General features: G+C 61.7%; 20 protein-coding genes and 4 tRNA genes. 7 read left to right on the top strand and 17 right to left on the bottom strand.

Annotated features, from left to right (window positions below; all coding sequences use genetic code 11):
• Positions 1–15: 15 nt before the first annotated feature.
• The 12 genes from GJ698_RS11385 to GJ698_RS11330 all read right to left on the bottom strand — a co-directional run bounded on the left by GJ698_RS11385 (position 16) and on the right by GJ698_RS11330 (position 13,533).
• On the bottom strand, positions 16–1,929 hold the full coding sequence (locus GJ698_RS11385; protein ID WP_154357729.1) for a SurA N-terminal domain-containing protein: 1,914 nt from the start codon (positions 1,927–1,929) through the stop codon (positions 16–18).
• 171 nt (positions 1,930–2,100) lie between these two features.
• Positions 2,101–2,177, bottom strand: a tRNA-Asp gene (locus GJ698_RS11380).
• A gap of 27 nt (positions 2,178–2,204) precedes the next feature.
• Positions 2,205–2,281: transfer RNA gene (locus GJ698_RS11375), tRNA-Asp, on the bottom strand.
• A gap of 68 nt (positions 2,282–2,349) precedes the next feature.
• Positions 2,350–2,425, bottom strand: a tRNA-Val gene (locus GJ698_RS11370).
• 50 nt (positions 2,426–2,475) lie between these two features.
• Entirely contained in the window at positions 2,476–2,748 is a 273-nt protein-coding gene (gene hbs, locus GJ698_RS11365; protein WP_154357728.1) for a non-specific DNA-binding protein Hbs, read from the bottom strand.
• Positions 2,749–2,931: 183 nt separating this feature from the next.
• The gene (gene lon / locus GJ698_RS11360; protein ID WP_154357727.1) at positions 2,932–5,343 is read right to left on the bottom strand and encodes an endopeptidase La; all 2,412 of its coding nucleotides are present in this window, start codon (positions 5,341–5,343) and stop codon (positions 2,932–2,934) included.
• Positions 5,344–5,619: 276 nt separating this feature from the next.
• Positions 5,620–6,888, bottom strand: coding sequence for an ATP-dependent Clp protease ATP-binding subunit ClpX (clpX, locus tag GJ698_RS11355; protein WP_154357726.1), 1,269 nt, complete (start codon positions 6,886–6,888; stop codon positions 5,620–5,622).
• A 160-nt stretch (positions 6,889–7,048) separates the two neighbouring features.
• Positions 7,049–7,666: an ATP-dependent Clp endopeptidase proteolytic subunit ClpP gene (gene clpP, locus GJ698_RS11350; RefSeq protein ID WP_371865248.1), complete on the bottom strand. Its 618-nt coding sequence runs from the start codon at positions 7,664–7,666 to the stop codon at positions 7,049–7,051.
• A 78-nt stretch (positions 7,667–7,744) separates the two neighbouring features.
• Positions 7,745–9,085 carry a trigger factor gene (gene tig, locus GJ698_RS11345; RefSeq protein ID WP_154357724.1) on the bottom strand — a complete coding sequence of 447 codons (1,341 nt, stop codon included), beginning with the start codon at positions 9,083–9,085 and terminating at the stop codon, positions 7,745–7,747.
• Between the two features lie 32 nt (positions 9,086–9,117).
• Positions 9,118–9,204, bottom strand: a tRNA-Leu gene (locus GJ698_RS11340).
• A 160-nt stretch (positions 9,205–9,364) separates the two neighbouring features.
• Positions 9,365–12,466 carry an efflux RND transporter permease subunit gene (locus tag GJ698_RS11335; protein WP_154357723.1) on the bottom strand — a complete coding sequence of 1,034 codons (3,102 nt, stop codon included), beginning with the start codon at positions 12,464–12,466 and terminating at the stop codon, positions 9,365–9,367.
• On the bottom strand, positions 12,463–13,533 hold the full coding sequence (locus GJ698_RS11330) for an efflux RND transporter periplasmic adaptor subunit (protein ID WP_154357798.1): 1,071 nt from the start codon (positions 13,531–13,533) through the stop codon (positions 12,463–12,465). Before GJ698_RS11330 ends, GJ698_RS11335 begins: the two co-directional genes overlap by 4 nt.
• Positions 13,534–13,718: 185 nt before the next feature.
• Between GJ698_RS11330 and hpnC the strand changes: the two genes are divergently transcribed.
• Both hpnC and GJ698_RS11320 read left to right on the top strand, forming a co-directional pair.
• Entirely contained in the window at positions 13,719–14,561 is an 843-nt protein-coding gene (gene hpnC / locus GJ698_RS11325; RefSeq protein WP_154357722.1) for a squalene synthase HpnC, read from the top strand.
• A gap of 65 nt (positions 14,562–14,626) precedes the next feature.
• Entirely contained in the window at positions 14,627–15,088 is a 462-nt protein-coding gene (locus GJ698_RS11320) for a hypothetical protein (protein ID WP_154357721.1), read from the top strand.
• On the opposite strand, the gene GJ698_RS11315 is transcribed toward GJ698_RS11320, so the two are convergent.
• Positions 15,057–15,383: a hypothetical protein gene (locus GJ698_RS11315; protein WP_154357720.1), complete on the bottom strand. Its 327-nt coding sequence runs from the start codon at positions 15,381–15,383 to the stop codon at positions 15,057–15,059. The genes GJ698_RS11320 and GJ698_RS11315 overlap by 32 nt on opposite strands.
• 202 nt (positions 15,384–15,585) lie before the next feature.
• On the opposite strand from GJ698_RS11315, the gene hpnD reads away from it, so the two are divergent.
• From hpnD to GJ698_RS11295, 4 genes are all read left to right on the top strand, one after another.
• On the top strand, positions 15,586–16,419 hold the full coding sequence (gene hpnD / locus GJ698_RS11310; RefSeq protein ID WP_154357719.1) for a presqualene diphosphate synthase HpnD: 834 nt from the start codon (positions 15,586–15,588) through the stop codon (positions 16,417–16,419).
• A gap of 52 nt (positions 16,420–16,471) precedes the next feature.
• Positions 16,472–17,839 (top strand): hydroxysqualene dehydroxylase HpnE, encoded by a 1,368-nt coding sequence (gene hpnE, locus GJ698_RS11305; protein ID WP_154357797.1) that lies wholly within the window; start codon positions 16,472–16,474, stop codon positions 17,837–17,839.
• A 138-nt stretch (positions 17,840–17,977) separates the two neighbouring features.
• Complete coding sequence (locus GJ698_RS11300; protein WP_154357718.1) at positions 17,978–18,772, top strand: DUF1700 domain-containing protein; 795 nt, start codon at positions 17,978–17,980, stop codon at positions 18,770–18,772.
• 19 nt (positions 18,773–18,791) lie between these two features.
• Positions 18,792–19,586: a head GIN domain-containing protein gene (locus tag GJ698_RS11295; protein WP_229259940.1), complete on the top strand. Its 795-nt coding sequence runs from the start codon at positions 18,792–18,794 to the stop codon at positions 19,584–19,586.
• Here GJ698_RS11295 and GJ698_RS11290 read toward each other — a convergent pair.
• On the bottom strand, positions 19,573–20,814 hold the full coding sequence (locus tag GJ698_RS11290; protein WP_154357716.1) for a TIGR03862 family flavoprotein: 1,242 nt from the start codon (positions 20,812–20,814) through the stop codon (positions 19,573–19,575). The two genes, GJ698_RS11295 and GJ698_RS11290, sit on opposite strands and share 14 nt — an antisense overlap.
• Before the next feature lie 33 nt (positions 20,815–20,847).
• Between GJ698_RS11290 and GJ698_RS11285 the strand changes: the two genes are divergently transcribed.
• Positions 20,848–21,090 carry a hypothetical protein gene (locus tag GJ698_RS11285; RefSeq protein WP_154357715.1) on the top strand — a complete coding sequence of 81 codons (243 nt, stop codon included), beginning with the start codon at positions 20,848–20,850 and terminating at the stop codon, positions 21,088–21,090.
• On the opposite strand, the gene moaD is transcribed toward GJ698_RS11285, so the two are convergent.
• The 3 genes from moaD to thrC are packed head-to-tail and all read right to left on the bottom strand — an operon-like array spanning position 21,087 to position 24,036.
• The gene (moaD, locus tag GJ698_RS11280) at positions 21,087–21,341 is read right to left on the bottom strand and encodes a molybdopterin converting factor subunit 1 (protein ID WP_154357714.1); all 255 of its coding nucleotides are present in this window, start codon (positions 21,339–21,341) and stop codon (positions 21,087–21,089) included. The two genes, GJ698_RS11285 and moaD, sit on opposite strands and share 4 nt — an antisense overlap.
• Positions 21,342–21,349: 8 nt before the next feature.
• A complete protein-coding gene (locus tag GJ698_RS11275) occupies positions 21,350–22,561 on the bottom strand; it encodes a molybdopterin molybdotransferase MoeA (protein ID WP_229259939.1) in 1,212 nt (403 codons plus the stop codon).
• Positions 22,561–24,036, bottom strand: coding sequence for a threonine synthase (gene thrC / locus GJ698_RS11270; protein ID WP_154357713.1), 1,476 nt, complete (start codon positions 24,034–24,036; stop codon positions 22,561–22,563). The genes GJ698_RS11275 and thrC overlap by 1 nt, the downstream gene beginning before the upstream one ends.
• Positions 24,037–24,067: the final 31 nt, after the last annotated feature.

Genomic DNA, 24,067 nt, shown 5'->3' with positions numbered 1-24,067 from the left:
GCGGCCCTTGTTGGATTACTTCACTTCAGTCACGGTGGTTGTCGTCGCAACCGGCTTGAGGATTTTGACCTTGGCCTTTTGCTTCAGGAACTCGATGTACTGCGCCATCTCTTGCTGCGCCAACAGGTTGCCGATCTGATCGGCTTCCGATTTGCGCTGCGCCTCATCGGCGGTGGCAGGCTGCTGCACTTTGCCGATGCGGTACACGCCGTAACCCATGCCTGGCACGTCAACGCCAACGTAAGCTGGCAGTTTGGTGGCGTCGGCCTTCATGATCGACTGCATGGCCAGGCCGTTGATGCCATCAGGCTTGGAGCGCGACACCAGCTTGGCGGCGCCGAAACCGGTCGCATCGCCAGACTTCTTGAAGGCAGCCAGTTTCTCTTCGCCAGCTTTGGCGGCCAGTTTGGCGGCTTCTTCCATGGTCACGCGCTGACGGATCTGCGCATCGACTTCGGCCAGCGGACGCTTGCTCGCCGGCTTGAATTCGACGATACGGCCCGACACCAGGGTGCTCGGTGCAGTCTCAACCGCTTCGGTATTGCGCTTGCTGCTCAGCGAATCGTTGGAGAACAGCGCGCTCAGGAACTTGGCGTTGTTGAACGCTGCGGCGCCGGCGGCCGGCGATGCGGTGCGCGATACGTTGGCGGCGGTCTCGATCTTCAGGCCCAGCTTGTCGGCAACCGGTTTCAGGCTGTCCGCTTGTTCGTAGACGGTGTTGGTGAAGGTTTCAGCCATTTCCGAGTACTTCTTGGCGGCCTTCTGCTTCTTCAGCAGATCGGTGATGTCGGCTTTCACCACGTCCAGCGGCTTGACCACGGCTGGCTTCAGCTCGGTCACGGTCAGCACGTGGAAGCCGAATTCCGACTGCACCGCATCGCTGATCTCGCCTTGCTTCAGCTTGCCGATGGCGGCTTCGACCGGCGCTACCATCACGCCTTTTTCGATCACGCCCAGATCGCCGCCCTGCTCGGCCGAACCTGGATCTTCCGATTTGGCTTTGGCCACCTTGGCGAAGTCGCCAGGGGTCTTGCGCAGTTCGGCCACGATGGCTTCGGCCTTGGCCTTGGCGGCCGCGGTGTCGGCGGCGCTGGCGCCCTTCTTCACGGCGATCAGGATGTGGCTGGCGCGGCGGGTTTCCGGCGTGGTGAACTGGGCCGAGTTCTTGGCGTAGTAGTCCGACACTTCGGTGTCGGTCACGCTGACCTGGCTCATCACGGCGTCGTTGTTCAGCACCACGTATTCGATCTTGGCCTGCTCAGGCACTTCGAAGAACTTGCTGTTCTTGTCGTAGAAAGCCTTGACCATCTCGTCGGTCACTTTGACCTGCGGCACGAAGTCGGCCACCGGCAGCAGCAGTTCCTGCACTTCGCGCTCTTGCGAGGCGATGTCGGACAGGGTCTTGGCGACGGTGCGCGGCGCGAAGCCGGTGCCTTCGATGGAGGTGGCCAGCTGCTGCAGCGCCATGTCGCGGCGCATGCGGGCGTCGTTGTCTTCAGGACGGATGCCTTGCGCGGTCAGGATGGCGATGTAGCGCTCCTTGTCGAAAGCGCCAGGGCCGCCGAACATGTCGATGATGGCTTTTTGCAGCTGCGCGTCGGACACGCTCAGGTTGTTATGGATGACTTCTGCAGCGATGGCGCGTTGCGCGATCAGCTGGTCGAAGATGTTCTGCTTGAACTCCGGCGTGTCGAACATTTTCTGGTCGAACTGCGCGCCAAGGCGCTGGCGGTAGGTATCCAGCTGATTGCGCACGGCGTTGTCGAACTCCTGCTGGCTCAAAGGCTTGCCATCGATCTTGGCGATGGTGCTGGCGTCGTCGCCAAAGCTTTTGTAACTGCCGATGCCGACAAATGCAAACGATGGCACGATGATGATCGCCAGGAAGATTTGCATCAAACGTTGATGGGTACGAATAAATTCAAACATGGTCTGCCAATTCGGATTGAGTGGGACTTGCACATACAAAAAAGGCGAACTCGCGTTCGCCAATTCCGGTTGCTGGATTTTACAAGGAATATATCGGATATTCAATGTTGAATTATAGGCCCGAAAAAGAAAAACCCCGCAGCTCATATAAGCTGCGGGGTATCTTGTTCTTGGCGGAGCGGACGGGACTCGAACCCGCGACCCCCGGCGTGACAGGCCGGTATTCTAACCAACTGAACTACCGCTCCTTTGGGTACTACTCGATTTGTATTTGCTGGCGGAGCGGACGGGACTCGAACCCGCGACCCCCGGCGTGACAGGCCGGTATTCTAACCAACTGAACTACCGCTCCAGCAAACTACAAGGTGCTACATACTACTTTAAAACTTACGTTTTGGCAAACTTGTTTTTTCAAACATCTGGTGGGCGGTGAGAGGCTCGAACTCCCGACCTAAGCCTTGTAAGGGCTCCGCTCTACCAACTGAGCTAACCGCCCGTTTGCCTGTGGTGAACAGCTTTACAGCCTGTGCTGCTCACCGAAGTCCGTTAGTTTACAGCATCTTTCAAAGCTTTACCAGCTTTAAATTTAGGAACTTTAGCTGCGTCGATGGTGATCTCTTCTTTGGTGCGCGGATTGCGGCCGGTGCGGGCAGCGCGTTCGCTCACGGAGAAGGTACCAAAGCCAACCAGGGTCACGCTGTCGTTCTTTTGCAGGGTGGTGGTAACACCGTCAATCACTGCGTCCAGTGCGCGAGCAGCAGCCGCTTTCGAAATATCAGCGGTGGTAGCGATATGGTCGATCAATTCAGTCTTATTCAAAGCAATTCCCCGTCACATAGGTTATATCTGTTGCCGCCTTAAAATGCGGCAACGCGAAAATTTCAGGCCGTATTAAACAAGCCAGCCCACCAGTGTGTCAAGGCTGCACAATAGAAAAATAAGTAAAAATAAAAAAACAGGCGCTATATAAGCGCCTGTTTTATTGATATTACAGCTACAACGTTAGTGTTTTACCACCTCGGTCTGGCCATCCGGTTTGGCGGCGGCCGCCGCGACGGCTTCCACCGGCGCAGTTTCCACCAGCGGCTCCGGCTGGCGCTCTAGGGCGATTTCCAGCACTTTGTCGATCCAACGCACCGGCACGATCTCCAGCTTGTTTTTGACATTGTCCGGAATGTCGGCCAGATCCTTGACGTTCTGCTCGGGGATCAGCACGGTTTTGATGCCACCGCGCTGGGCCGCCAGCAGTTTTTCCTTCAAGCCGCCGATCGGCAGCACTTCGCCGCGCAGCGTGATCTCGCCGGTCATCGCCACGTCGGCGCGCACCGGAATGCCGGTGAAGACCGACACCATCGCCACCGTCATGGCGGCGCCGGCGGACGGACCGTCCTTCGGCGTCGCGCCTTCCGGCACGTGGATGTGGATGTCCGACTTCTCAAACACTTCGTTCTTGATGCCGAGGCGATTGGCGCGGCTGCGCACCACGGTGCGGGCTGCTTCGATCGACTCTTTCATCACGTCGCCCAGCGTGCCGGTGCGGATCACACCGCCCTTGCCCGGCATCTGCACGGCCTCGATGGTCAGCAGATCGCCGCCCACTTCGGTCCATGCCAGGCCGACCACCTGGCCGATCTGGTTTTCTTTCTCGGCCACGCCGAAGTCGTAGCGGCGCACGCCCAGGAACTTGTCCAGGTTTTTCGGCGTGATCGTCACTTTCTTGTCCGACTTCTTCAGCAGCAGCATCTTGACCACCTTGCGGCAGATCTTCGACACTTCGCGTTCCAGCGAACGCACGCCGGCTTCACGGGTGTAGTAACGCACGATGTCGCGCACCGTCGCTTCGCTGATCGAGATCTCGTCCTCTTTCAGGCCGTTGTTCTTGACCTGTTTCGGCAGCAGATAACGCTGGGCGATGCTGGTTTTCTCGTCCTCGGTGTAGCCCGACAGGCGGATCACTTCCATACGGTCCAGCAGGGCCGGCGGAATGTTGTACGAGTTCGAGGTCGCCACGAACATCACATCCGACAGGTCGAAGTCGACCTCGATGTAGTGGTCCGAGAAGGTGTGGTTCTGTTCAGGATCCAGCACCTCCAGCAGCGCCGACGACGGATCGCCGCGGAAGTCCGCCCCCATCTTGTCGATCTCGTCCAGCAGGAACAGCGGGTTGCGCACGCCGACTTTCGCCAGCGATTGCAGCACCTTGCCCGGCATCGAGCCGATGTAGGTACGACGGTGACCGCGGATCTCGGCCTCGTCGCGCACGCCGCCCAGCGCCATGCGCACGAACTTGCGGTTGGTGGCGCGGGCGATCGATTGGCCCAGCGAGGTTTTACCCACGCCTGGAGGACCGACGAAGCACAGGATCGGCGCTTTCAGCTTGTCGACGCGCTGTTGGACTGCAAGATATTCCAGGATGCGTTCTTTGACTTTTTCCAGGCCGTAATGATCGCCTTCCAGCACTTTTTCAGCGTTGGTGAGGTCGTTGTTGACCTTGGATTTCTTCTTCCACGGCAGGCTGACCAGGGTGTCGATGTAGTTGCGCACCACGGTGGCTTCGGCCGACATCGGCGACATCAGTTTCAGCTTTTTCAGCTCGGCGGTAGCCTTGTCCAGCGCCTCTTTCGGCATCTTGGCCAGGGCGACCTTCTTCTCCAGTTCGTCCAGGTCGGCGCCGTCTTCGCCCTCGCCCAGTTCCTTCTGGATGGCCTTGACCTGTTCGTTCAGGTAGTACTCGCGCTGCGACTTCTCCATCTGGCGCTTGACGCGGCCACGGATGCGCTTCTCGACCTGCAGGATGTCCAGTTCGCCTTCCAGCTGGCCCAGCAGATGCTCCAGGCGCTTGGCGACGCTGAAGATCTCCAGGATCACCTGTTTCTGCTCCAGCTTCAGCGGCAGGTGCGCGGCGACGGTGTCGGCCAGGCGGCCGGCGTCGTCGATGCCCGACAGCGATGCCAGGATCTCAGGCGGGATTTTCTTGTTCAGTTTGACGTACTGGTCGAACTGCTGAACGATGGCGCGGCGCATGGCTTCGATTTCCGAATCGTCGCCCAGCTCGGAATCGAGCGGCGTCAGATCGGCCACGAAGTGCGTCGGCGCGTCGGTGATTTTGTTGATGCGCGCACGCTGAGCGCCTTCGACCAGCACCTTGACGGTGCCGTCCGGCAGTTTCAGCATTTGCAGAATATTGGCCACGCAGCCGATTTCGTAAATATCGGAGGCAGAAGGTTCGTCCTTGGCAGCGGCTTTTTGCGCGGCAAGCATGATGCTCTTGCCCTGCTCCATAGCGGCTTCCAGCGCCTTGATCGATTTTGGGCGCCCTACGAACAGCGGTATCACCATATGCGGAAATACGACGACGTCCCGCAGTGGCAATAACGGCAGTTGAGTTTGCTCAGTTAATTTGGAAGTTGTCATGGCGTACCTTATGTGAAAGCGTGATTATGATGTGGGCGCTGTTATGCCAAATCACAAGACCGACCTGCAAGAAATATTCCTCATATAAAAGAATGTTTTCCAATTATGCCAAGTCGCTCTAAAAGAATGCCAAATAAAAAAGCCACGCGCGACAGGCCGTCACGAGTGGCTTTCCGAATGAAGCCTGCATTCTTTTATTGATTTTTATTGTACCGCCTTGCCCCACGGATGCGAAATGAATTTTACTGTCGCGTGGGGCAAGTGTGCACAAGTTATTTAATTCTCACCAGAAGCCTTGGCCTGTTCCTGATAAATCAACAATGGTTTTGCGCCACTGGTAATGGTATTTTCGTCGATCACCACTTTAGTAACATTGGTTTCATTTGGCAGCTCATACATGGTATCGAGCAGCGCGTGTTCCAGGATCGAACGCAGGCCGCGGGCGCCGGTTTTGCGCGCCAGGGCTTTCTTGGCGATCGCGTGCAGGCCGGCCGGGCGGATTTCCAGTTCCGCGCCTTCCATTTCCAGCAGCTTCGAATATTGCTTGATCAGCGCATTCTTCGGCTCGACCAGGATCTGGATCAGCGCTTCTTCGGTCAGCTCGTTCAGCGTCGCCACCACCGGCAGACGGCCCACCAGCTCAGGGATCAGGCCGAACTTGATCAGATCTTCCGGTTCCGCTTCCAGCAGCACTTCGCTGACGTTGCGCTCGGACTTGCTTTTCACCGAGGCGCCGAAACCAATGCCGGATTTCTCCGAACGGTTCTCGATCACCTTGGCCAGGCCGTCAAACGCGCCGCCGCAGATGAACATGATGTTGGTGGTGTCGATCTGCACGAAGTCCTGGTTCGGGTGCTTGCGGCCGCCTTGTGGCGGCACCGAGGCCATGGTGCCCTCGATCAGCTTCAGCAGCGCCTGCTGCACGCCCTCGCCCGACACGTCGCGGGTGATCGACGGGTTGTCCGACTTGCGCGAGATCTTGTCGATCTCATCGATGTAGACGATGCCGCGTTGCGCCTTGTCCACGTCGTAGTTGCAGCTTTGCAACAGTTTTTGGATGATATTCTCGACGTCCTCGCCCACGTAGCCGGCTTCGGTCAGCGTGGTGGCGTCGGCGATGACGAACGGCACGTTCAGCATGCGCGCCAGGGTCTGCGCCAGCAGGGTCTTGCCCGAACCGGTCGGACCGACCAGCAGGATGTTGGACTTGGCCAGCTCGACGTCGTCTTTCTTGCCCAGGTGCTTCAGGCGCTTGTAGTGGTTGTACACCGCCACCGACAGGATGCGCTTGGCGGTCTGCTGGCCGATCACGTACTGGTCCAGCAGGTCCTTGATTTCGTGCGGGGTCGGCAGGTCCGACTTGGCGCCCGAGACCGACTCGATGGCCGAGGTCTCGTCGCGGATGATGTCATTGCACAGGTCGATGCATTCATCGCAGATGAAGACCGACGGGCCGGCGATGAGCTTCTTCACCTCGTGCTGGCTTTTGCCGCAGAACGAGCAATACAGAAGTTTTTCGCCGCTGGAGGATTTTTTGTCTGACATGGGCAGTTTTCTTTGGTTACAGAATGGCTTGGCCATTGCCGGTTAGCAAGTTTGAAGACTGGAAAAAATCCGCCTACACCACATGCTACCCGAAATAAAAACGAAACGCCCGAACGATTAATCGTCCGGGCGTCTTTTTAGCAATGCTGCGGGGGAAGCATTAAGCCCGGTTGGTCAACATTTTGTCGATCAGACCGTACTCTACCGCTTCTTCCGCCGACATGAAGCGATCACGATCGGTGTCTTTGGCGATCTGCTCGACGGTTTGGCCACTGCGTTCAGCCATGATCGAGTTCAGACGGTGGCGCAGGTACAGGATTTCCTTGGCCTGGATTTCGATATCCGACGCCATGCCCTGCGAACCGCCCGACGGCTGGTGAATCATGATGCGCGAGTTCGGCAGCGAGAACCGCTTGCCCTTGGCGCCGGCGGCCAGCAGGAACGCGCCCATCGAGGCGGCGATGCCGGTGCACAGCGTCGACACGTCTGGCTTGATGAACTGCATCGTGTCGAAGATCGCCAGGCCGGCCGAAACCGAACCGCCAGGAGAGTTGATGTACAGCGAGATGTCCTTGTCTGGATTTTCGCTTTCCAGGAACAGCAGCTGGGCGACCACCAGATTGGCCATCTGGTCGTTGACCGGACCGACCATGAAGATAATACGTTCCTTCAGCAGACGCGAGTAGATGTCGTAAGAGCGCTCGCCGCGACCGCTTTGTTCCACCACCATCGGCACCAGGCCGAGCATTTCGGTGTCCAGCGCCGGATTTCGGTTCATACCAGTCATTCCATTTCCTTGTGAAGCAGCTATAAAGGCCGGGTGTATCCAATAATACATCATCCGGCCCAAACTGAATTACGCTTGTGCGTTGCTTCCCATCAGTTCGTCAAAGGCGATAGCCTTGGACGAAGTCTTCGACAGGCCCAGGACGTAGTTGACGACGTTTTCTTCCAATACAAGGGCTTCGACTTCAGCCAGACGACGACGATCGCTGTAGTAGTACTTCAGCACTTCGCGTGGGTCTTCGTAGCTCTGTGCGAAGTCTTCGATCTGCGCCTTCACCTGTTCAGGCTGGGCTTGCAGGTTGTTTTCGCCGACCAGTTGCGACAGGATCAGGCCCAGGCGTACGCGACGCTCGGCTTTTTCCGCGAACAGTTCTGGTGGGAACGGCACGTCCTTGACGTTCATGCCGCGCTGCGCCATGTCCTGGCGGGTCATTTCGGCCAGACGCTCGGTGTCCTGGGCGATCAGCGATTGTGGCACGTCCAGGGTCGCGGTTTTCACCAGCGCTTCCATCACGGCTTCCTTGTTGCGTGCTTTCACGCGGCCAGCCACTTCACGTTCCAGGTTGACTTTGATGTCGTCGCGCATTTTGGCGACGTCGCCGTCCGCCACGCCCAGCGACTTGGCGAATTCGGCGTCGACTTCCGGCAGGTGCGCCCATTCCAGTTTTTTCAGCGTGATGGTGAACGAGGCGGTTTTGCCGGCCACGTCTTTACCATGGTAGTCCTCTGGGAAAGCCAGTGGGAAGGTCTTGGCTTCGCCGACTTTCAGGCCGACGGTGGCGGCTTCGAATTCCGGCAGCATGCGGCCTTCGCCCAGCACGAACGGGTAGTCTTCAGCTTTGCCGCCTGGGAACTCAACGCCGTCGATCGAGCCGACGAAGTCGACGGTCACGCGGTCGCCGTTGGCAGCAACAGCTTCGCCGCCGTCGCCGTGTTCGCCGGCTTCGCCCTTGGTGTGGAAGTGCACGCGCTGTTTGCGCAGGATTTCGATGGTCTTGTCGATTTCAGCATCGCTGACGTCGGCTTTGACGGTTTCGATTTCCACGGTGGTCAGGTCGCCGATGACGACTTCCGGGTAGATTTCGAAGGTCGCGTCGAAGCTCAGGACGCCGGCTGGCGATTCTTGCTTAGGCTCGATGTTCGGGAAGCCAGCAACGCGCAGCTGGGCTTCGTTTGCGGCGTCGTTGAAAGCGCGGCCAACTTTATCATTCAGCACTTCGGTTTCGATCTGATAACCGTACTGTGCTGCGACCATTTTCAGAGGAACTTTGCCCGGACGGAAGCCTGGTGCCTTAGCCGTTTTGGCTTGCACTTTCAGGCGCTTCTCAACTTCAGCGCGGACTTCGGTCAGCGGGAAGGAGATCGTGATACGACGTTCGAGTTTGCCCAAGGTTTCGACTGCAGTTGCCATGTAAAAATCGTCCAAAAAATAAAAAGTACAGTTGGTGCGAGGAGGGGGACTCGAACCCCCACACCATTGCTGGCGTCAGGACCTAAACCTGGTGCGTCTACCAATTTCGCCATCCTCGCGGCATGTGTGCACAAAAGCAAAGGGCGACCCGTAAGTGAAAACGGTCGCCCTATTCCCGCTCTTTGATGCAGGAGCTTTCAACTTCAACGCGGTATTTTAACGGGTTTTTCGCGGAATGGTGGCGTTTTTTAGTATGTCGCCAACATTCCGCGCAAATTTCTAATTATTTGCCTGTTTTAGAGGCTTTTTCACTCTGAACCAGGCCGCATACAGCGCCGGCAGGAACAATAAGGTCAGCGCCGTGGCCAAAATAAGCCCGCCCATAATCGCCACCGCCATCGGGCCCCAGAATACCGAGCGCGAAAGGGGAATCATCGCCAGCGCCGCCGCCGCCGCCGTCAGGATAATCGGGCGGCAACGGCGCACCGCCGATTCGACGATCGCGGTCCACGGATCGTGGCCGGCCTTGATGTCCTGCTCGATCTGGTCGACCAGGATCACCGAGTTGCGGATGATCATGCCGAACAGCGCGATGATGCCCAGGTTGGCCACGAAGCCCAGCGGACGACCGAGCACCAGCAGCGCCATCGCCGCCCCGGCCACGCCCAGCGGACCGGTCAGGAACACCAGCAGCGCCCGGGAGAAGCTGTGCAGCTGCAGCATCAGCAGCGTGAAGATCAGGAAGATCGCCAGCGGCAGGTTGGCCGCGATCGACGCCTCCGCCGCGCCGCTGTCCGAGGCCGCGCCCTTGACCGTGATGGCATAGCCGGCCGGCAGCGCGTCGCGCAGCGCCTTCAGTTTCGGCTCGATCTGGCCCGACACCGTCGGCCCCTGGATGTGGTCACCCACATCCGACTGCACGGTGATGGCCCAGTCGCGCCCTTCGCGCCATACCACGCCCGGTTCCCACACGAAGTGCGCGCGGGCCAGCTGGCTGATCGGCACCGACTTGCCGCTGGCGGTCGGGATATTGGTATCGTTCAGCACCGAAATCGTCGCCCGCTCCTCGACCGGCTGGCGGATCTGGATGTCGATCAGCTTGATGCCTTCGCGGAACTGGCCGATGGTGGTGCCGGACAGGATGGTGTTGGCGGCGCGCATCACCGTTTGCGAGGTCACGCCCAGCGCGCGCATCTTGTCCTGGTCCAGGTCCAGGCGCAGCACCTTGATCGACTCATTCCAGTTGTCGTTGACGCCGATGGTGTTCGGATTGGCGCGCATGATGTCCTTCACCTGGTCGGCGATGGCGCGCACCTTGTCCACCTCGGTGCCGGTCACGCGGAACTGCACCGGATACGGCACCGGCGGCCCGTTCGGCAGCAGCTTGACGCGGCCGCGCACCTCCGGGAAATCATGCTTGAAGACGTCGACGATCTTGTCGCGCAAGGCGGCGCGCGCCTTCAGGTCCTTCGGCAGCACGACGATCTGCGACACATTGGTCTGCGGGAAAATCTGGTCCAGCGGCAGATAGAAACGCGGCGAACCGGTGCCGACGTAGCTGGTGACGCTGACCACGCCTTCCTGCTTGCGGATGAAGGCTTCAAACTTCTTCACCTGCGCCTCGTTGGCGACAAAGGTCGTGCCTTCCGGCGTCCACATCTCGACCATCAGTTCGGGGCGGCTGGAATCCGGGAAGAACTGCTTCTCGATGAACTTGAAGCCGTACACGCCTAGCGCGAACACCGCCAGCGTGGCGCCGATCGTGATCCAGCGGTACTCGACGCACCAGTTGACCAGCGCGCGGAACTTGCGGAAGCCCGGCGTATCGAACAGGTCGTGCTCGCTGCCGCCGTCGGCATGCGGCTTGACCTTCAGCAGCACGTAGCCGAGGTAAGGCGTGAACGTCACCGCCACCACCCACGAAATCACCAGGGCCAGGGCGTTGACCGAGAACAGCGAGAAGGTGTACTCGCCCGCCGCCGACTTGGCCAGGCCGATCGGCAGGAAGCCTGCCACCGTGATCAGCGTGCCGGTCAGCATCGGGATCGCGGTGGATTTGTAGGCGAAGGTGGCGGCGTCGAAGCGCGACATGCCCTCCTCCATTTTGCGCACCATCATTTCGACGGCGATGATGGCGTCATCCACCAGCAGGCCCAGCGCGATGATCAGCGCGCCCAGCGAAATCTTGTGCAGGTCGATTTCCAGCACGCGCATGAACAGGAAGGTGACCGACAGCACCAGCGGAATACTCAGCGCCACCACCAGGCCCGGACGCACGTCCAGACGCAGCTTGGGCTTGCTGTGCAGGCCCAGCGCGACAAAGCTCACCGCCAGCACGATCAGCACCGCCTCGATCAGCGTATGCACGAACTCGCCAACAGACTCCTTGACCGCCTCCGGCTGGTCCGACACGCGCTCCAGCTCGATACCGACCGGCAGCTTGGCCTTCAGCTCGGCCACGGTTTTCTCCATGTGCTTGCCGAGCATGATGATGTTGCCGCCCTTCTCCATCGACACGCCGAGACCGATCACTTCCTTGCCGTTGAAGCGCATCTTGTTGCCCGGAGGATCCTGATACTGGCGCTTGATGGTGGCGAAGTCGCCCAGGCGGAAGGTGGTGCCGTTGGCGCGCAGTTCCAGGTCTTCCAGATCCTTGACCGTCTTCAGCGCGCCGGTGACGCGCACCTGCAGGTTGTCGCTCGGAGTCACCAGCACGCCGGTGGCTTCCACCGTGTTCTGGGTGGCGATCTGGTTGACGATGGCCTCGAACGGAATGCCCAGCTGGGCGAATTTCTGGTGCGAGAACTCGATATTGATCTTCTCATCCTGCACGCCGAACAGCTCGACCTTGGACACCAGCGGCACGCCCAGCAGCTGCTGGCGCACGAAATCGGCGTAATCCTTCATCTCGGCATAGGTAAAGCCGTCGCCGGACAGCGCGAAGATGGAGCCGTAGGTATCGCCGAATTCATCGTTGAAGAACGGCCCCTGCACGCCGGAAGGCAGCGTCAGCTGGATATCGCTGATCTTCTTGCGCACCTGGTACCAGGCTTGCGACACGTCCTTGGGCGGCGTCGATTCGCGCAGCTTGAGGATGATGGTGGTTTCGCCCGGCTTGGAATAGCTGGAAATCTCGTCGATGCCCGGCGTTTCCTGGAGCTTTTTCTCCAGCTTGTCGGTGACCTGCTCGGCCATTTGCAGCGAGGTCGCGCCCGGCCAGTTGGCCCGCACCACCATCGCGCGGAAGGTGAACGGCGGATCTTCATCCTGGCCCAGGTTGGAATAGCTGAGCGCGCCGCCTATCAGCAGCACCGCGATCAGGTAGCGGGTCAGTGGAATGTGTTCCAGCGCCCAGCGCGAGAGGTTGAATCCTTCCTTCATTTGGCGGCCTTCGGCAAGTCGTCACCCAGGATCTTGACCTTCTGGCCCGGCTTCAGCAGGTTGACGCCGGCCGTCACCACGGTCTGGCCCTGCTTGACGCCGCCGGCCAGCACGATGTCGTTGCCGGCCACGCCGCCGATGGTCACCGGCACCAGCTTGACGGCGCCCTGCTCCACCACCCACACCGAGGTGGTGGATTTCTCATAGAACAGCGCGGTCAGCGGCACCTTGATCTGCGGCGCCGGCGTCTTGGACGCGAACTGCACCAGCGCGGTCATGCCCAGCTTGGCTTCAGCCCAGGCATCAGGAATCGATACCTTGACGGTGTAGGTACGGGTGGATGGATCGGCCACCGGCGAAATCTCGCGGATCTTGCCGGCCACCGTGTTTTTCGGATCGGCCCACAGGCGCACCTGCACGTCCTGCACGCGGCGCAGCGTTTCGACCTTGTCTTCCGGCAGGCCGATGACGATTTCCTTCTCGCCCGACTTGGCGACGTGCACCACCGGCGTGCCGGCAGTCACCACCTGGCCAATTTCCGCATCGACTTCGGTCACCACGCCATCGACGTCCGCCACCAGCGCGGCGTAGCCGGCCTGGTTGGCCTGGCCGCGATACGCCGCCTGCGAAGCATCGACGCTGGCCTGGGCGGCCTTGAAGGTGGAATCCTTGGCATCCAATACCGACTGGCTGACAAAGCTCTTGCTGACCAGTTCCTGGTAACGCTTGAGGTCGGCCTTGGCCAGGTCGCGGTTGGTTTCGGCGGCGCGCAAGTTGGCCAGGGCCTGGGCTTGCGATAATTGCAAGTCCTGCGGGTCGAGCTGCATCAGCACCTGGCCCTTCTTGACCAACGTGCCGACGTCGACCTTGCGACTGACGATCTTGCCGCCGACACGGAAGCCGAGGCGCGATTCGACGCGCGCCCGCACTTCGCCGGAAAACTCGGCATTCACGTCGACATCGCTGCCGACCAGCTGAATGGCGCGCACGGGACGGATATCCTCGGTTTTCTCTTCCGGTTTGGAGCAAGCGCCAAGCAGGGCCAGCGCCGAGGCGGCGACCAGCATATTCTTGAGAGTGGACACAGCGGCTTCCTTTTAATGACTGACAGGTTATTTATAAATTATAAGCCGAATAACTCGGTTTGCAAATGACTGGCGCGTCATTAATTTTGACCTTGCTCTTATTTCATGATGGCACTACCATTACGCGCTGGAAACCTCACCCCGGCACCTGCCGCTTGCCCTGTTCTATGCCGGTCGATCACTACGAAAACTTCCCTGTCGCTTCGATTCTGCTGCCCAAGCGCTTGCGCCCGGCGGTGGAAGCCATCTATGCCTTCGCCCGCAGCGCCGACGATCTGGCCGACGAAGGCGATGCTGCGCCGGAAGAACGGCTGGCCGCGCTGAACACCTACGAAGCGGCGCTGGCCCGCATCGGAGCGGGCGCGACCGATCATCAGCCCATGTTCGAGCGGCTGGCGCAGGTGGTGCGGGAATACGATCTGCCGCTCAAGCCGCTGTACGAGCTGTTGTCGGCCTTCAAGCAGGATGTGATGGTGACGCGCTACGCCAGCTACGACGCGCTGCTGGATTATTGCTCCCGCTCGGCCAATCCGGTCGGCTTCATGATGCTGCACCTGTATGGCGCGGCGGACGAGGAAAATGTGCGCGATTCGGACGCGATCTGCACGGCGCTGCAGCTGATCAACTTCCTGCAGGATGTGGCGGTGGATCTGCACAAGGAGCGTATTTATATCCCGCTGGAGGATTTGAACCGCTATGCGATCTCGCCGGCGGCGCTGGACCACGCGAGCGCGCGTCCGCGCTGGCGTTCGCTGATGCGGTTTGAAGTCGACCGCGCGCGCAAGCTGATGCTGAGCGGCGCGCCGCTGGCCTTGCGCCTGCCAGGCCGGATCGGGTTTGAGCTGCGCATGGTGGTCCAGGGCGGCCTGCGCATCCTCGACGCCATCGAGGCGGCCGAATATGACGTCTTCCTGCACCGTCCACAGCTGACGCGGCGCGACTGGATGGGCATCTTCTGGGCCGCCGTCCGCATGAAAAAGCGCCTGAAAGCCGAGCTCCGCACCGCTTGACTCACCTCAATTGACGCCGCCGCCGACAAGCCTATACTGGGAATCCGGCGGATGGAGCAGCGACCATGGCAGACATGACCAGCGAGGAAGTTGACGCAAAGCTCGTCGCCAATGAGGCGCGCAGCGATGCCCAAGTCGCGGCCATTCTCGCCAAAATCGACAATCTCGTAGCGCGCATGGAGGCCATGGAGCAGCAAATGCGCGACATCATCGTGTCGATGAATAATCTCAAAAAAACCGTGATTCTGACCGGCATCAGCTCGGTCCTCGCCATCCTGTTCGGCACGGCGGGCTTCAATGCGGCATTGGTGAACAACATGGCCAGCGCCTATCAATCCGGCAAAGAAACAGGACAATGGCAAAGCGACCTGCGCAAACAAAGCGAAGAAAATCGTCAATGGCAGACTGAACTCAGGCGACAGGCGGAGGCCTCCGACCAGAAATCTGTCGACATGGACAAGAAATTAGGTGAGATGCAAGCCTTGCTGAACTCCATCAAACAGGAGCGAGAGTCCGGGAGGCGCTGAGTTTTTGGTCGTTGCGTTCGCGTGCGGACGGCACGGCGGAGGAAGGCGGCGCCGAGACTTTGGGCAGCGTGACGGGCGTCGACGGCTTGGACTGCTTGAGCACCAGCTCGCGCATCATCGCCGCTTCCGTCACCGACAGCGCCGTCTGGCAATTGACGCCTTCGTTGGAAATCTGCCACTCCTGGTATTCCCCGACACTCAGCGTGTGCTGCTTGCGCTCATCCAGCAGCTTGCAGCGGCTTGCCACCTCGCGCGCCTCCTGTAAATTCTGCGTGTAATACGTGGCCGTTTTCATCGGCGACGTATCCTCCGCAGACGAGCCCTGGCATCCAGCAAACACTGGAATAACGAACAAGGCTGTGACAATCTGAAGATTCATACGTAAGCAACTCCGACAAAGGTAACATATTGTATCCGCAAAACGCCTTAAGTTGCAGACCACTATGTTCCCCCTTCCTATAGAATAGCGGCTTCGAATAGCCTATTGCTTTTTATTCATGTCCCCCGACGACTACTGCCAGCAAAAGACCGCCCAAAGCGGCTCCAGTTTTTACTACAGCTTTTTGTTCCTGCCGCCGGAGCGTCGCCGTGCCATTACCGCCCTGTACGCGTTCTGCCGCGAAGTGGACGACACCGTGGATGAATGCACCGACGAGTCGATCGCCCGCATCAAGTTGGCCTGGTGGCGCAAGGAAATCAACAATATGTATGCCGGCAGCCAGACCCACCCGGTCACGCAGGCGCTGCACCCGCACCTGCAGGTCTACGACCTGAAGGAAGAACACTTGCAGGCCATCATCGACGGCATGGAAATGGACCTGAACCAGACCCGCTACCTCGACTACCCGGCGCTGAACAAATATTGCTGGCACGTGGCCAGCGTGGTGGGCATCCTGTCGGCCAGCATCTTCGGCGTGACCAATCCGCAGACCTTGCAATTCGCCGAAAAGCTGGGCCTGGCCTTCCAGTTGACCAACATCATCCGCGACGTCGGCGAGGACGCGCGCAAGGGCCGCATCTACCTGCCGATCAACGAGCTGCAACAGTTCAACGTCACCGCCGCCGAGATCCTCAACGCCAAGCATACCGACAAGTTCGAAAAGCTGATGGCGTTCCAGATCGCCCGCGCCCAGACCGTCTACGACGAAGCCTTCGCGCTGCTGCCCAAGGAAGACCGCCGCGCCCAGCGCCCCGGCCTGATGATGTCGGCCATCTACCGCACCCTGCTGACCGAAGTGGAAGCTGACGGCTACCACGTGCTGCAACACCGCATTTCCCTGACGCCGCTGCGCAAGCTGTGGCTGGCCTGGAAGACCTATATTCGTGGCTGATCCGGAAATCGCCGGCACGCCGGCCGACAAGCGCGGCAACGCGGAGCGCGGCCTGACCTACCGTTCAGTGGCGGTGATCGGCGCCGGCTGGGCCGGCTGCGCGGCGGCCGTCGAACTGGCCCAGGCCGGCTACAAGGTCACGCTGCTGGAAGCCGCGCGCACCCTGGGCGGCCGCGCGCGCCGCGTGGAAACCGACCGCGCCCACCTGGACAACGGCCAGCACATCCTGCTTGGCGCCTACAGCGAATCGCTGCGCCTGATGAAGCTGACCGGCATCGACCGCGAGCAGGCGCTGCTGACGCTGCCGCTGCAAATGCGCTACCCGCCCAACACCGGCGGCATGGATTTCGCGGCGCCATCGCTGCCGCTGCCGGCCCCGCTGCACCTGGCGGCCGCCCTGTTCCGCGCCCAGGGCCTGACGCGCGAAGACAAACTCAGCCTGGCCCGTTTCTCGACCACCGCCCGCTGGATGGGCTGGCAACTGCACCAGGACTGCAGCGTCAGCGACCTGCTGCAACGTTTCGACCAGACCCCGCGCCTGATCCAGCTGATGTGGCGCCCGCTGTGCCTGGCAGCGCTGAACACGCCGCCGGAACGCGCCTCGGCCCGGGTATTCCTCAACGTGCTGCGCGACAGCCTGGGCGCCAAGCGCCGCGCCTCCGACATGCTGCTGCCGCGCGCCGACCTCAGCGCGCTGTTTCCGGAAGCGGCCGCCGCCCATGTCGCAGTCCGCGGCGGCACCGTCCGCAGCGGCGCCAAAGTGCAGGCCATCCACTCGATCGAAGGCCGCCTGTGGCAGCTGGACATCAGCGGTTCGGCGGTCGGCGGCACCTGGAGCACCTATTTCAGCGGCGTGGTGCTGGCCACCGGCGCCAGCCAGGCCGCCGCCCTGCTGCACGATATTCCCGAGCGCGACACGGCCGCCCTGTGCAGCCAGCTGACCGCCTTCGAGCCGGAAGCCATCACCACCGTCTACCTGCAATACACCGCCTCGGTACGGCTCGACCTGCCGTTCTACGCGCTGCTGGACGATCCCTACAACCACCACTACGGCCAGTTCGTGTTCGACCGCGGCCAGCTGGACGCCAGCCAGCCCGGCCTGCTGGCGGTGGTCATCAGCGCCTCCGCGCAGTCGGCCGACCAGCCGCAGGAACTGCTGGCCGAAGCCGTGGCGGTACAGCTGGCGGTGGATTTCCAGCGCCCGGAACTGGGCCGGCCGGAATGGTTCAAGGTCATCACCGAAAAACGCGCCACCTACGCCAGCACGCCCGGCCTGCAGCGGCCGTCCAACGACAGCGGCCTGCCGGGCCTGGTGCTGGCCGGCGATTACACGGCCGGCGACTACCCCGCCACGCTCGAATCGGCGGTCCGCAGCGGCGTCGCGGCCGCCGCACTGTTGAAGAGGAGCACCGCCCAGTAGCCCTTTTCGGTCGCCTGTCGGTCATTTCTGCAGCCTGTCACATGCCGCTGGCATCTGGACGGGTGGCTGCGTACAGTCGCATCATCGGCAAAGCCTTATATTGCGATGAACTTAGAGAAACATTGGGAAGCTGACATCATGACCAAGCAGGAATACCTCGACGCGCTCACAAAGGCCATGCAGGGTCTGCCGCCGGAAACGGTGGCCAAGACCCTGGCCTATTACGAGCAGCGCTTCATCGACGGCCTGGTGGCCGGGCGGAGCGAGGCCGAGGTGTACCAGGAGCTGGACGAGCCGCGCAAGATCGCCATGACGCTGCGCGCCAACGCCCATATGAGCGCCTTCGAGCAAAAGAAAACGCCGTTCAACCTGGCGCGGGCCATGGTGTCCTTCATCGGTCTGGCCATCTTCAACCTGTTCATGGTGATTCCGGCCATGGTGTACGCCAGCCTGCTGGGCGCAATCTACATTTCGGCCTTTGCCTTCTACATCGGCGGCGTGGCGCTGACCGCCAGCGGCCTGTCGGGCCAGAACGAACTGGCGCTGGAAGGCCCGCTGCGCCAGATCATGGAATTCACCAATTCCCACTTCGACACCCAGGCCGAGGAAGAAGACAGCCAGGGCTGGCGCGTCTCGATCAACAACATGGGCGTGGAAGTCGGCAAGGAAGACCCGGACAGCCAGCCGACCGACAGCGAGGGCCTGAGCCGCAGCGGCCGCCTGCTGAACCGCGCCGAATCGGTCGCCGCCGGCGACGTCCACATCACCACCGATTTCGACAGCGGCGCCCGCACCACCCAATCCCTGATCGGCTTCGGTCTGATCCTGGGCGGCATCGGCCTGTGCCTGATCAGCGTGGTGCTGACCCGTTACACCGTGATAGGCCTGAAACGCTACGCGGCGATGAATGTCTCGCTGCTGCGCGGACGATGAGGACAATATGCGCGCTTTAATGAAAATCGGAGCCGGCCTGCTGGTGCTGGCGTTTGTGCTGATCGGCGTCAGCTACAGCATGCTGAAGGCCTACGGCAGCAGCAGCCCGACCAGCACCGCCGGCCGCTCGCTGGGCAGCGAGACCCGCAAGATCGACGCCATGGCCACCTCGGTGGAACTGAGCGGCCCGATCGACCTGATACTGATGCAGGGTCCGACCGCCTCGCTGCGGGTGCGCGGCGAACAGCGTTCGCTGGCGAATATCGAAACGGTGCAGGACGGGCGCGATCTTCACATCGGCACCAAGGGCATGCTGCTCAACCCGCGCCATCGCTTGCAGGTGGAACTGGTGCTGCCGTCGCTGGAGGAACTGGTGGTGAGCAGCAGCGGCGACACCAAGGTTTCCGGCTTCAACGGCGAACAGCTGGAACTGCAGCTGCATGGCTCGGGCAATGTGGCCTTCAGCGGCCGCTATCGCTCGCTGACCGCCGGCGCCCACGGCAGCGGCAACCTGAATCTGAACGCCGGCAGCACCGAAAACGTGGAACTGGAAATGGTCGGCTCGGGCCAGATCACCGCGTCCGGCAGCTGCAAGGTGCTGACCGCCGAACTGACCGGCTCCGGCGACCTGGATGCGCGCCACCTGGCGGCTGAAAAAGTGACGGTGAACCTGAAAGGCTCGGGCACCAGCCATGTCTTCGCCAAGCAGTCGGCCGACCTGACGCTGCGCGGCAGCGGCGATATCCGCGTGCTGGGCAATCCCGACCAGCGCAACGTCAGCCGCACCGGTTCGGGCGACGTCAGTTGGGAGTGAGCTGGCGCCACGCCAGCGCATCGCGCGCCGCCGCCACGCCGCCGGCGAAGCAGCCGGTGAGCAGATAGCCGCCGGTCGGGGCTTCCCAGTCGATCATCTCGCCGGCGACGAATACGCCAGGCGCCGCCTTCAGCATGGTTCCCTGCAGCGCTTCCCAGCGCACGCCGCCGGCGCTGCTGATCGCCTCGTCGATCGGGCGCGGACGCGCCAGGCGTACCGGCAAGCGCTTGATCGCCGCCGCCAGTTGTGCTTCGTCGCTGAACTGTTCCTTGCCCAGGCACTCGCGCAGCAGCCCGGCCTTCACACCTTTGAGCCCCAGGCGACTTTGCAGGTGGCTGGCCATCGAGCGCGCGCCGCGCGGCCGCGATACCTCGTCCAGCACCCGCTGCCCGCTCCAGTCAGGCATCAGATCCAGCCAGATGGTGGTGTGGCCCTCGGCCGCGATCTGGTCGCGCAGCGCGGCGGACAAGGCGTAAATCAGGCTGCCTTCCACACCGCCCTGCGTCACCACGAACTGTCCCTGCTTGCGCATTTCAACGCCCTGCGCATCGCGCGCGATCACGGCCACCGTCATCAACGGTTCGCCGGCATAACGGCTGCTGAAAAACGCGCTCCAGTCTACATCGAAGCCGCAATTGGCCGGCGCCAGCGGCGCCACCTCGACGCCGCGCGCCGCCAGCAGCGGCAGCCACGCGCCGTCCGAACCAAGCCGCGCCCAGCTGCCGCCGCCCAGGGCCAGGATCACCGCGTCCGCGCGCACGGCCAGTTCGCCGTCCGGCGTGGCGAACAGCAGCGCATCGTCGCGCCAGCCCTGCCAGCGATGGCGCATGTGGAACTGCACGCCGCTTTCGCGCAGCCGATGCACCCACGCGCGCAGCAGCGGCGCCGCCTTCATATCGGTCGGGAACACGCGGCCGGAGGTGCCGACAAAGGTCTCCAGTCCCAGGCCATGCACAAAGTCGCGCACCGCCTGCGGGCCGAAGGCGTCCAGCATGGGCCTGAGCGGCTGCGCGCTGGCGCCGTAACGGGTGACGAAATCAGGATAAGCCTCGGCATGCGTGATATTCATGCCGCTGCGCCCGGCCAGCAAAAACTTGCGGCCAACCGACGCCATGGCATCATAGACGTCCACCTGCGCCCCGCCCTGCGCCAGCGTCTGCGCTGCCATCAGCCCGGCGGGGCCGCCGCCGATGACGGCGACGCGAAAAGGTGTCAAACTAGACTGCATGCATTCGGTCCAATAAAAAACGAGGGAGATACGATGGGTGCGATATTCTGGATGAAGCGCTTCCTGCTGGCCGGCGTGCCGCTGTTCGCGATCCTGGCCGCGGTGGAGTGGCTCAAAGGCTCAACCGCGAAAGAAGACTACCTGAGCGCCGGCGCATGGGCGCTGATCGCCGCTGCGATATTCACCTACGCGAGCTGGCGCCGCTACCGGCACGCCAAGGCCTGCGGCATGTGCGACGACCTGGCCGCCGCCCGCAAGCGCAAAAAGACCACCTAGCCGCCGGTCACCGGCGGGAAGAACGCCACTTCGGCGCCGTCGGCAATCGCCGTATCGGCGCTGCACATCACCTGATTGCAAGCCATGCGCAGCGCCGGATGGCCCAGCGCCTCGCGCCACTGCTCGCCGCGCGCGGCCAGATGCTCGCGCAACGCGCCCAACGTGGCGACGCCGGCCGGCAGCGCCATCGATTCCGACGACGCCCCCACTGCCTCGCGCACGCTGGCGAAAAATTTTACGGTAATAACCATCGGTACAATCAGTACAATAACTCGTTAAACGGTATAAATCGAACCAGGTCGCCGCTGGCGATGGCCTGGCCCGGCGGATTGTCGATCACGCCGTCGCCCCACACTGTCGACGTCAACACGCCGGAACTCTGGTTGCGGAACAGCTCCACGCCGCCCGCCTCGTTGATGCGCGCGCGCAGGAACTCGTTGCGCTTGTCAGCCTTCGGCCAGTCGAAATCGGCGCGCATGGTGAAGGCGCGCGGCGCAATCGGGCCCTCCACGCCCTGCAGGCGCAACACGAACGGCCGCACGAACAGCATGAAGGTGATGAAGCTGGACACCGGATTGCCCGGCAGGCCGACAAAGAACGCCTGCTGCACTTCACCGAACGCCAGCGGCTTGCCCGGCTTGACGGCGATCTGCCACATATTCAGCTTGCCCTCGGCTTCCACCGCCGGCTTGATGTGGTCTTCCTCGCCGACCGACACGCCGCCGGAGGTGATGATCAGGTCATGTCCCTGCGCGGATTCGCGCAGCACCGAGCGCGTGGCGTCCAGCGAATCCGGCACGATGCCGAAGTCGGTGATCTCGCAGCCCAGGTTTTCCAGCAGCGCACGCAGCGTGAAGCGGTTGGAGTTGTAGATGGCGCCTGGCGCCAGCGGCTCGCCCGGCATGGTCAGTTCGTCGCCGGTGAAGAACACGGCCACGCGCAGCTTGCGCCGCACCGGCAGTTCGGCCAGGCCGACCGAAGCGGCCAGGCCCAGCTCCTGGCTGCGCAAACGCACGCCGGCCGGCAGCACCACGCTGCCGGAGGTGATGTCTTCGCCGGCGCGGCGTATCCATTCGCCGGACTTCGGCGCATGCTTGACGGTGACCACGTTGCCAGCCAGTTCGCACTGCTCCTGCATGACGACGGCGTCCGCGCCTTCCGGAATCATCGCGCCGGTGAAGATGCGCGCGGCGGTCCCCGGCAGCAGAGGCTGGCCGACATGGCCGGCCGGAATGCGCTGCGATACCGTCAGCGACGCCTGGCCGCTGGCGCAATCGGCGGCGCGTACCGCGTAGCCATCCATCTGCGTGTTGTCAGCGCCCGGCACGTTCATGCCGGAGACCTGTGCGCTGGCCAGCACGCGGCCATTGGCAGCCAGCGTGGAGATGACTTCGACCTCCTGCACCGGCCGCACGGCGGCCAGCATCAGGTCCAGCGCTTCACGAACGGCCAGCATCGGCTTGCGTTCCATTACAGGCCCGTATTGGCAGCGATGTACGCCTTCATGGCGGCGACATCAGGTTTCATGACCACGAACTTCTGTGGCAGGTCTTCAATGTTCTCGAAGCCTTTCGGACGCTCGGCGTCTTCGCCCAGCGCTTCCAGGATGGTTTCGTTGAACTTGGCGGCCAGCGCGGTTTCCAGCACGATCATGGTCACGCCGGGTTCGAGGTTTTCCTTGGCCACCTTGATGCCGTCGGCGGTGTGGGTGTCGATCACGATGCCGTAATCGTCGGCCACGTCGCGGATGGTGTTGACGCGGTCGTCGTGGGTGGACTTGCCGGACTTGAAGCCGTACTTCGCCACCAGCTTGAATTCATCGCCGTCGCTGCCCGGTTTGCCGGACAGGTCGAAGCCGCCCCGTGTTTCCACTTTCTGGAACAGCGCGCGGGTGCGGTCGCCGTCGCGGCCCACCAGTTCATACACGAAGCGCTCGAAATTGGACGCCTTGGAGATGTCCATCGATGGGCTGCTGGTGTGGTAGGTCTCGGCCGACTTGCGCACGCGGTACACGCCGGTGCGGAAGAATTCATCCAGCACGTCGTTCTCGTTGGTGGCGGCCACCAGCTTGTCGATCGGCAGGCCCATCATGCGGGCGATGTGGCCGGCGCAGATATTGCCGAAGTTACCCGACGGGACGGTGAACGAGACCTTCTGGTCGTTCGACGTGGTCGCGGCCAGGTAGCCGCGGAAGTAGTACACCACCTGCGCCACCACGCGCGCCCAGTTGATCGAGTTGACGGTGCCGATCTTGTACTTGGCCTTGAATTCCAGATCGTTGGACACGGCCTTGACCATGTCCTGCGCATCATCGAACACGCCTTCGATGGCGATGTTGTAGATGTTCGGGTCCTGAAGGCTGAACATCTGCGCCGTCTGGAAGGCGCTCATCTTCTTGTGCGGCGACAGCATGAAGACACGGATGCCCTGCTTGCCGCGCATCGCGTATTCGGCAGCGCTGCCGGTGTCGCCGGAAGTGGCGCCGAAAATATTCAGCTCCGCGTTCTGCTTGGCCAGCGCATATTCGAACAGGTTGCCCAACAACTGCATGGCCATGTCCTTGAACGCCAGCGTCGGGCCGTTGGACAGCGCTTGCAGCACCAGTTTGGTGCCGTTCTCTTCTTCCAGCACGCGCAGCGGCGTAATCTGGCTGGCCTTCTCGCCCTGGCGGGCGTTCTTGTACACTTCCTTGGTATAGGTCTTGGCAGTCAACGCGCGCAGGTCGGCTTCCGGAATATCGGTCGCGAACTTCTTCAGAATTTCAAACGCCAGGTCGGCGTACGACAGCTGGCGCCATGCATCCAGCTCGGCGCCGCTCACCTGCGGGTATTCGGTCGGCAGGAACAAGCCGCCATCGGTGGCAAGGCCGCCCAGCAGAATGTCGGAAAATTGTTGGGAGGACGAAGCTGCGGCCGACGCGGCGGCGCGGGTAGACACGTATTGCATAAATGAGAAAGAATCCAGTTGAGCTGCAGAA

Origin of the sequence: Duganella aquatilis (genome assembly GCF_009674565.1) — a bacterium.
Lineage (GTDB): Bacteria > Pseudomonadota > Gammaproteobacteria > Burkholderiales > Burkholderiaceae_D > Rugamonas > Rugamonas aquatilis.
Note: the sequence above shows the minus strand (reverse complement) of the source record. Positions and strands in the feature narration are given on the sequence as shown.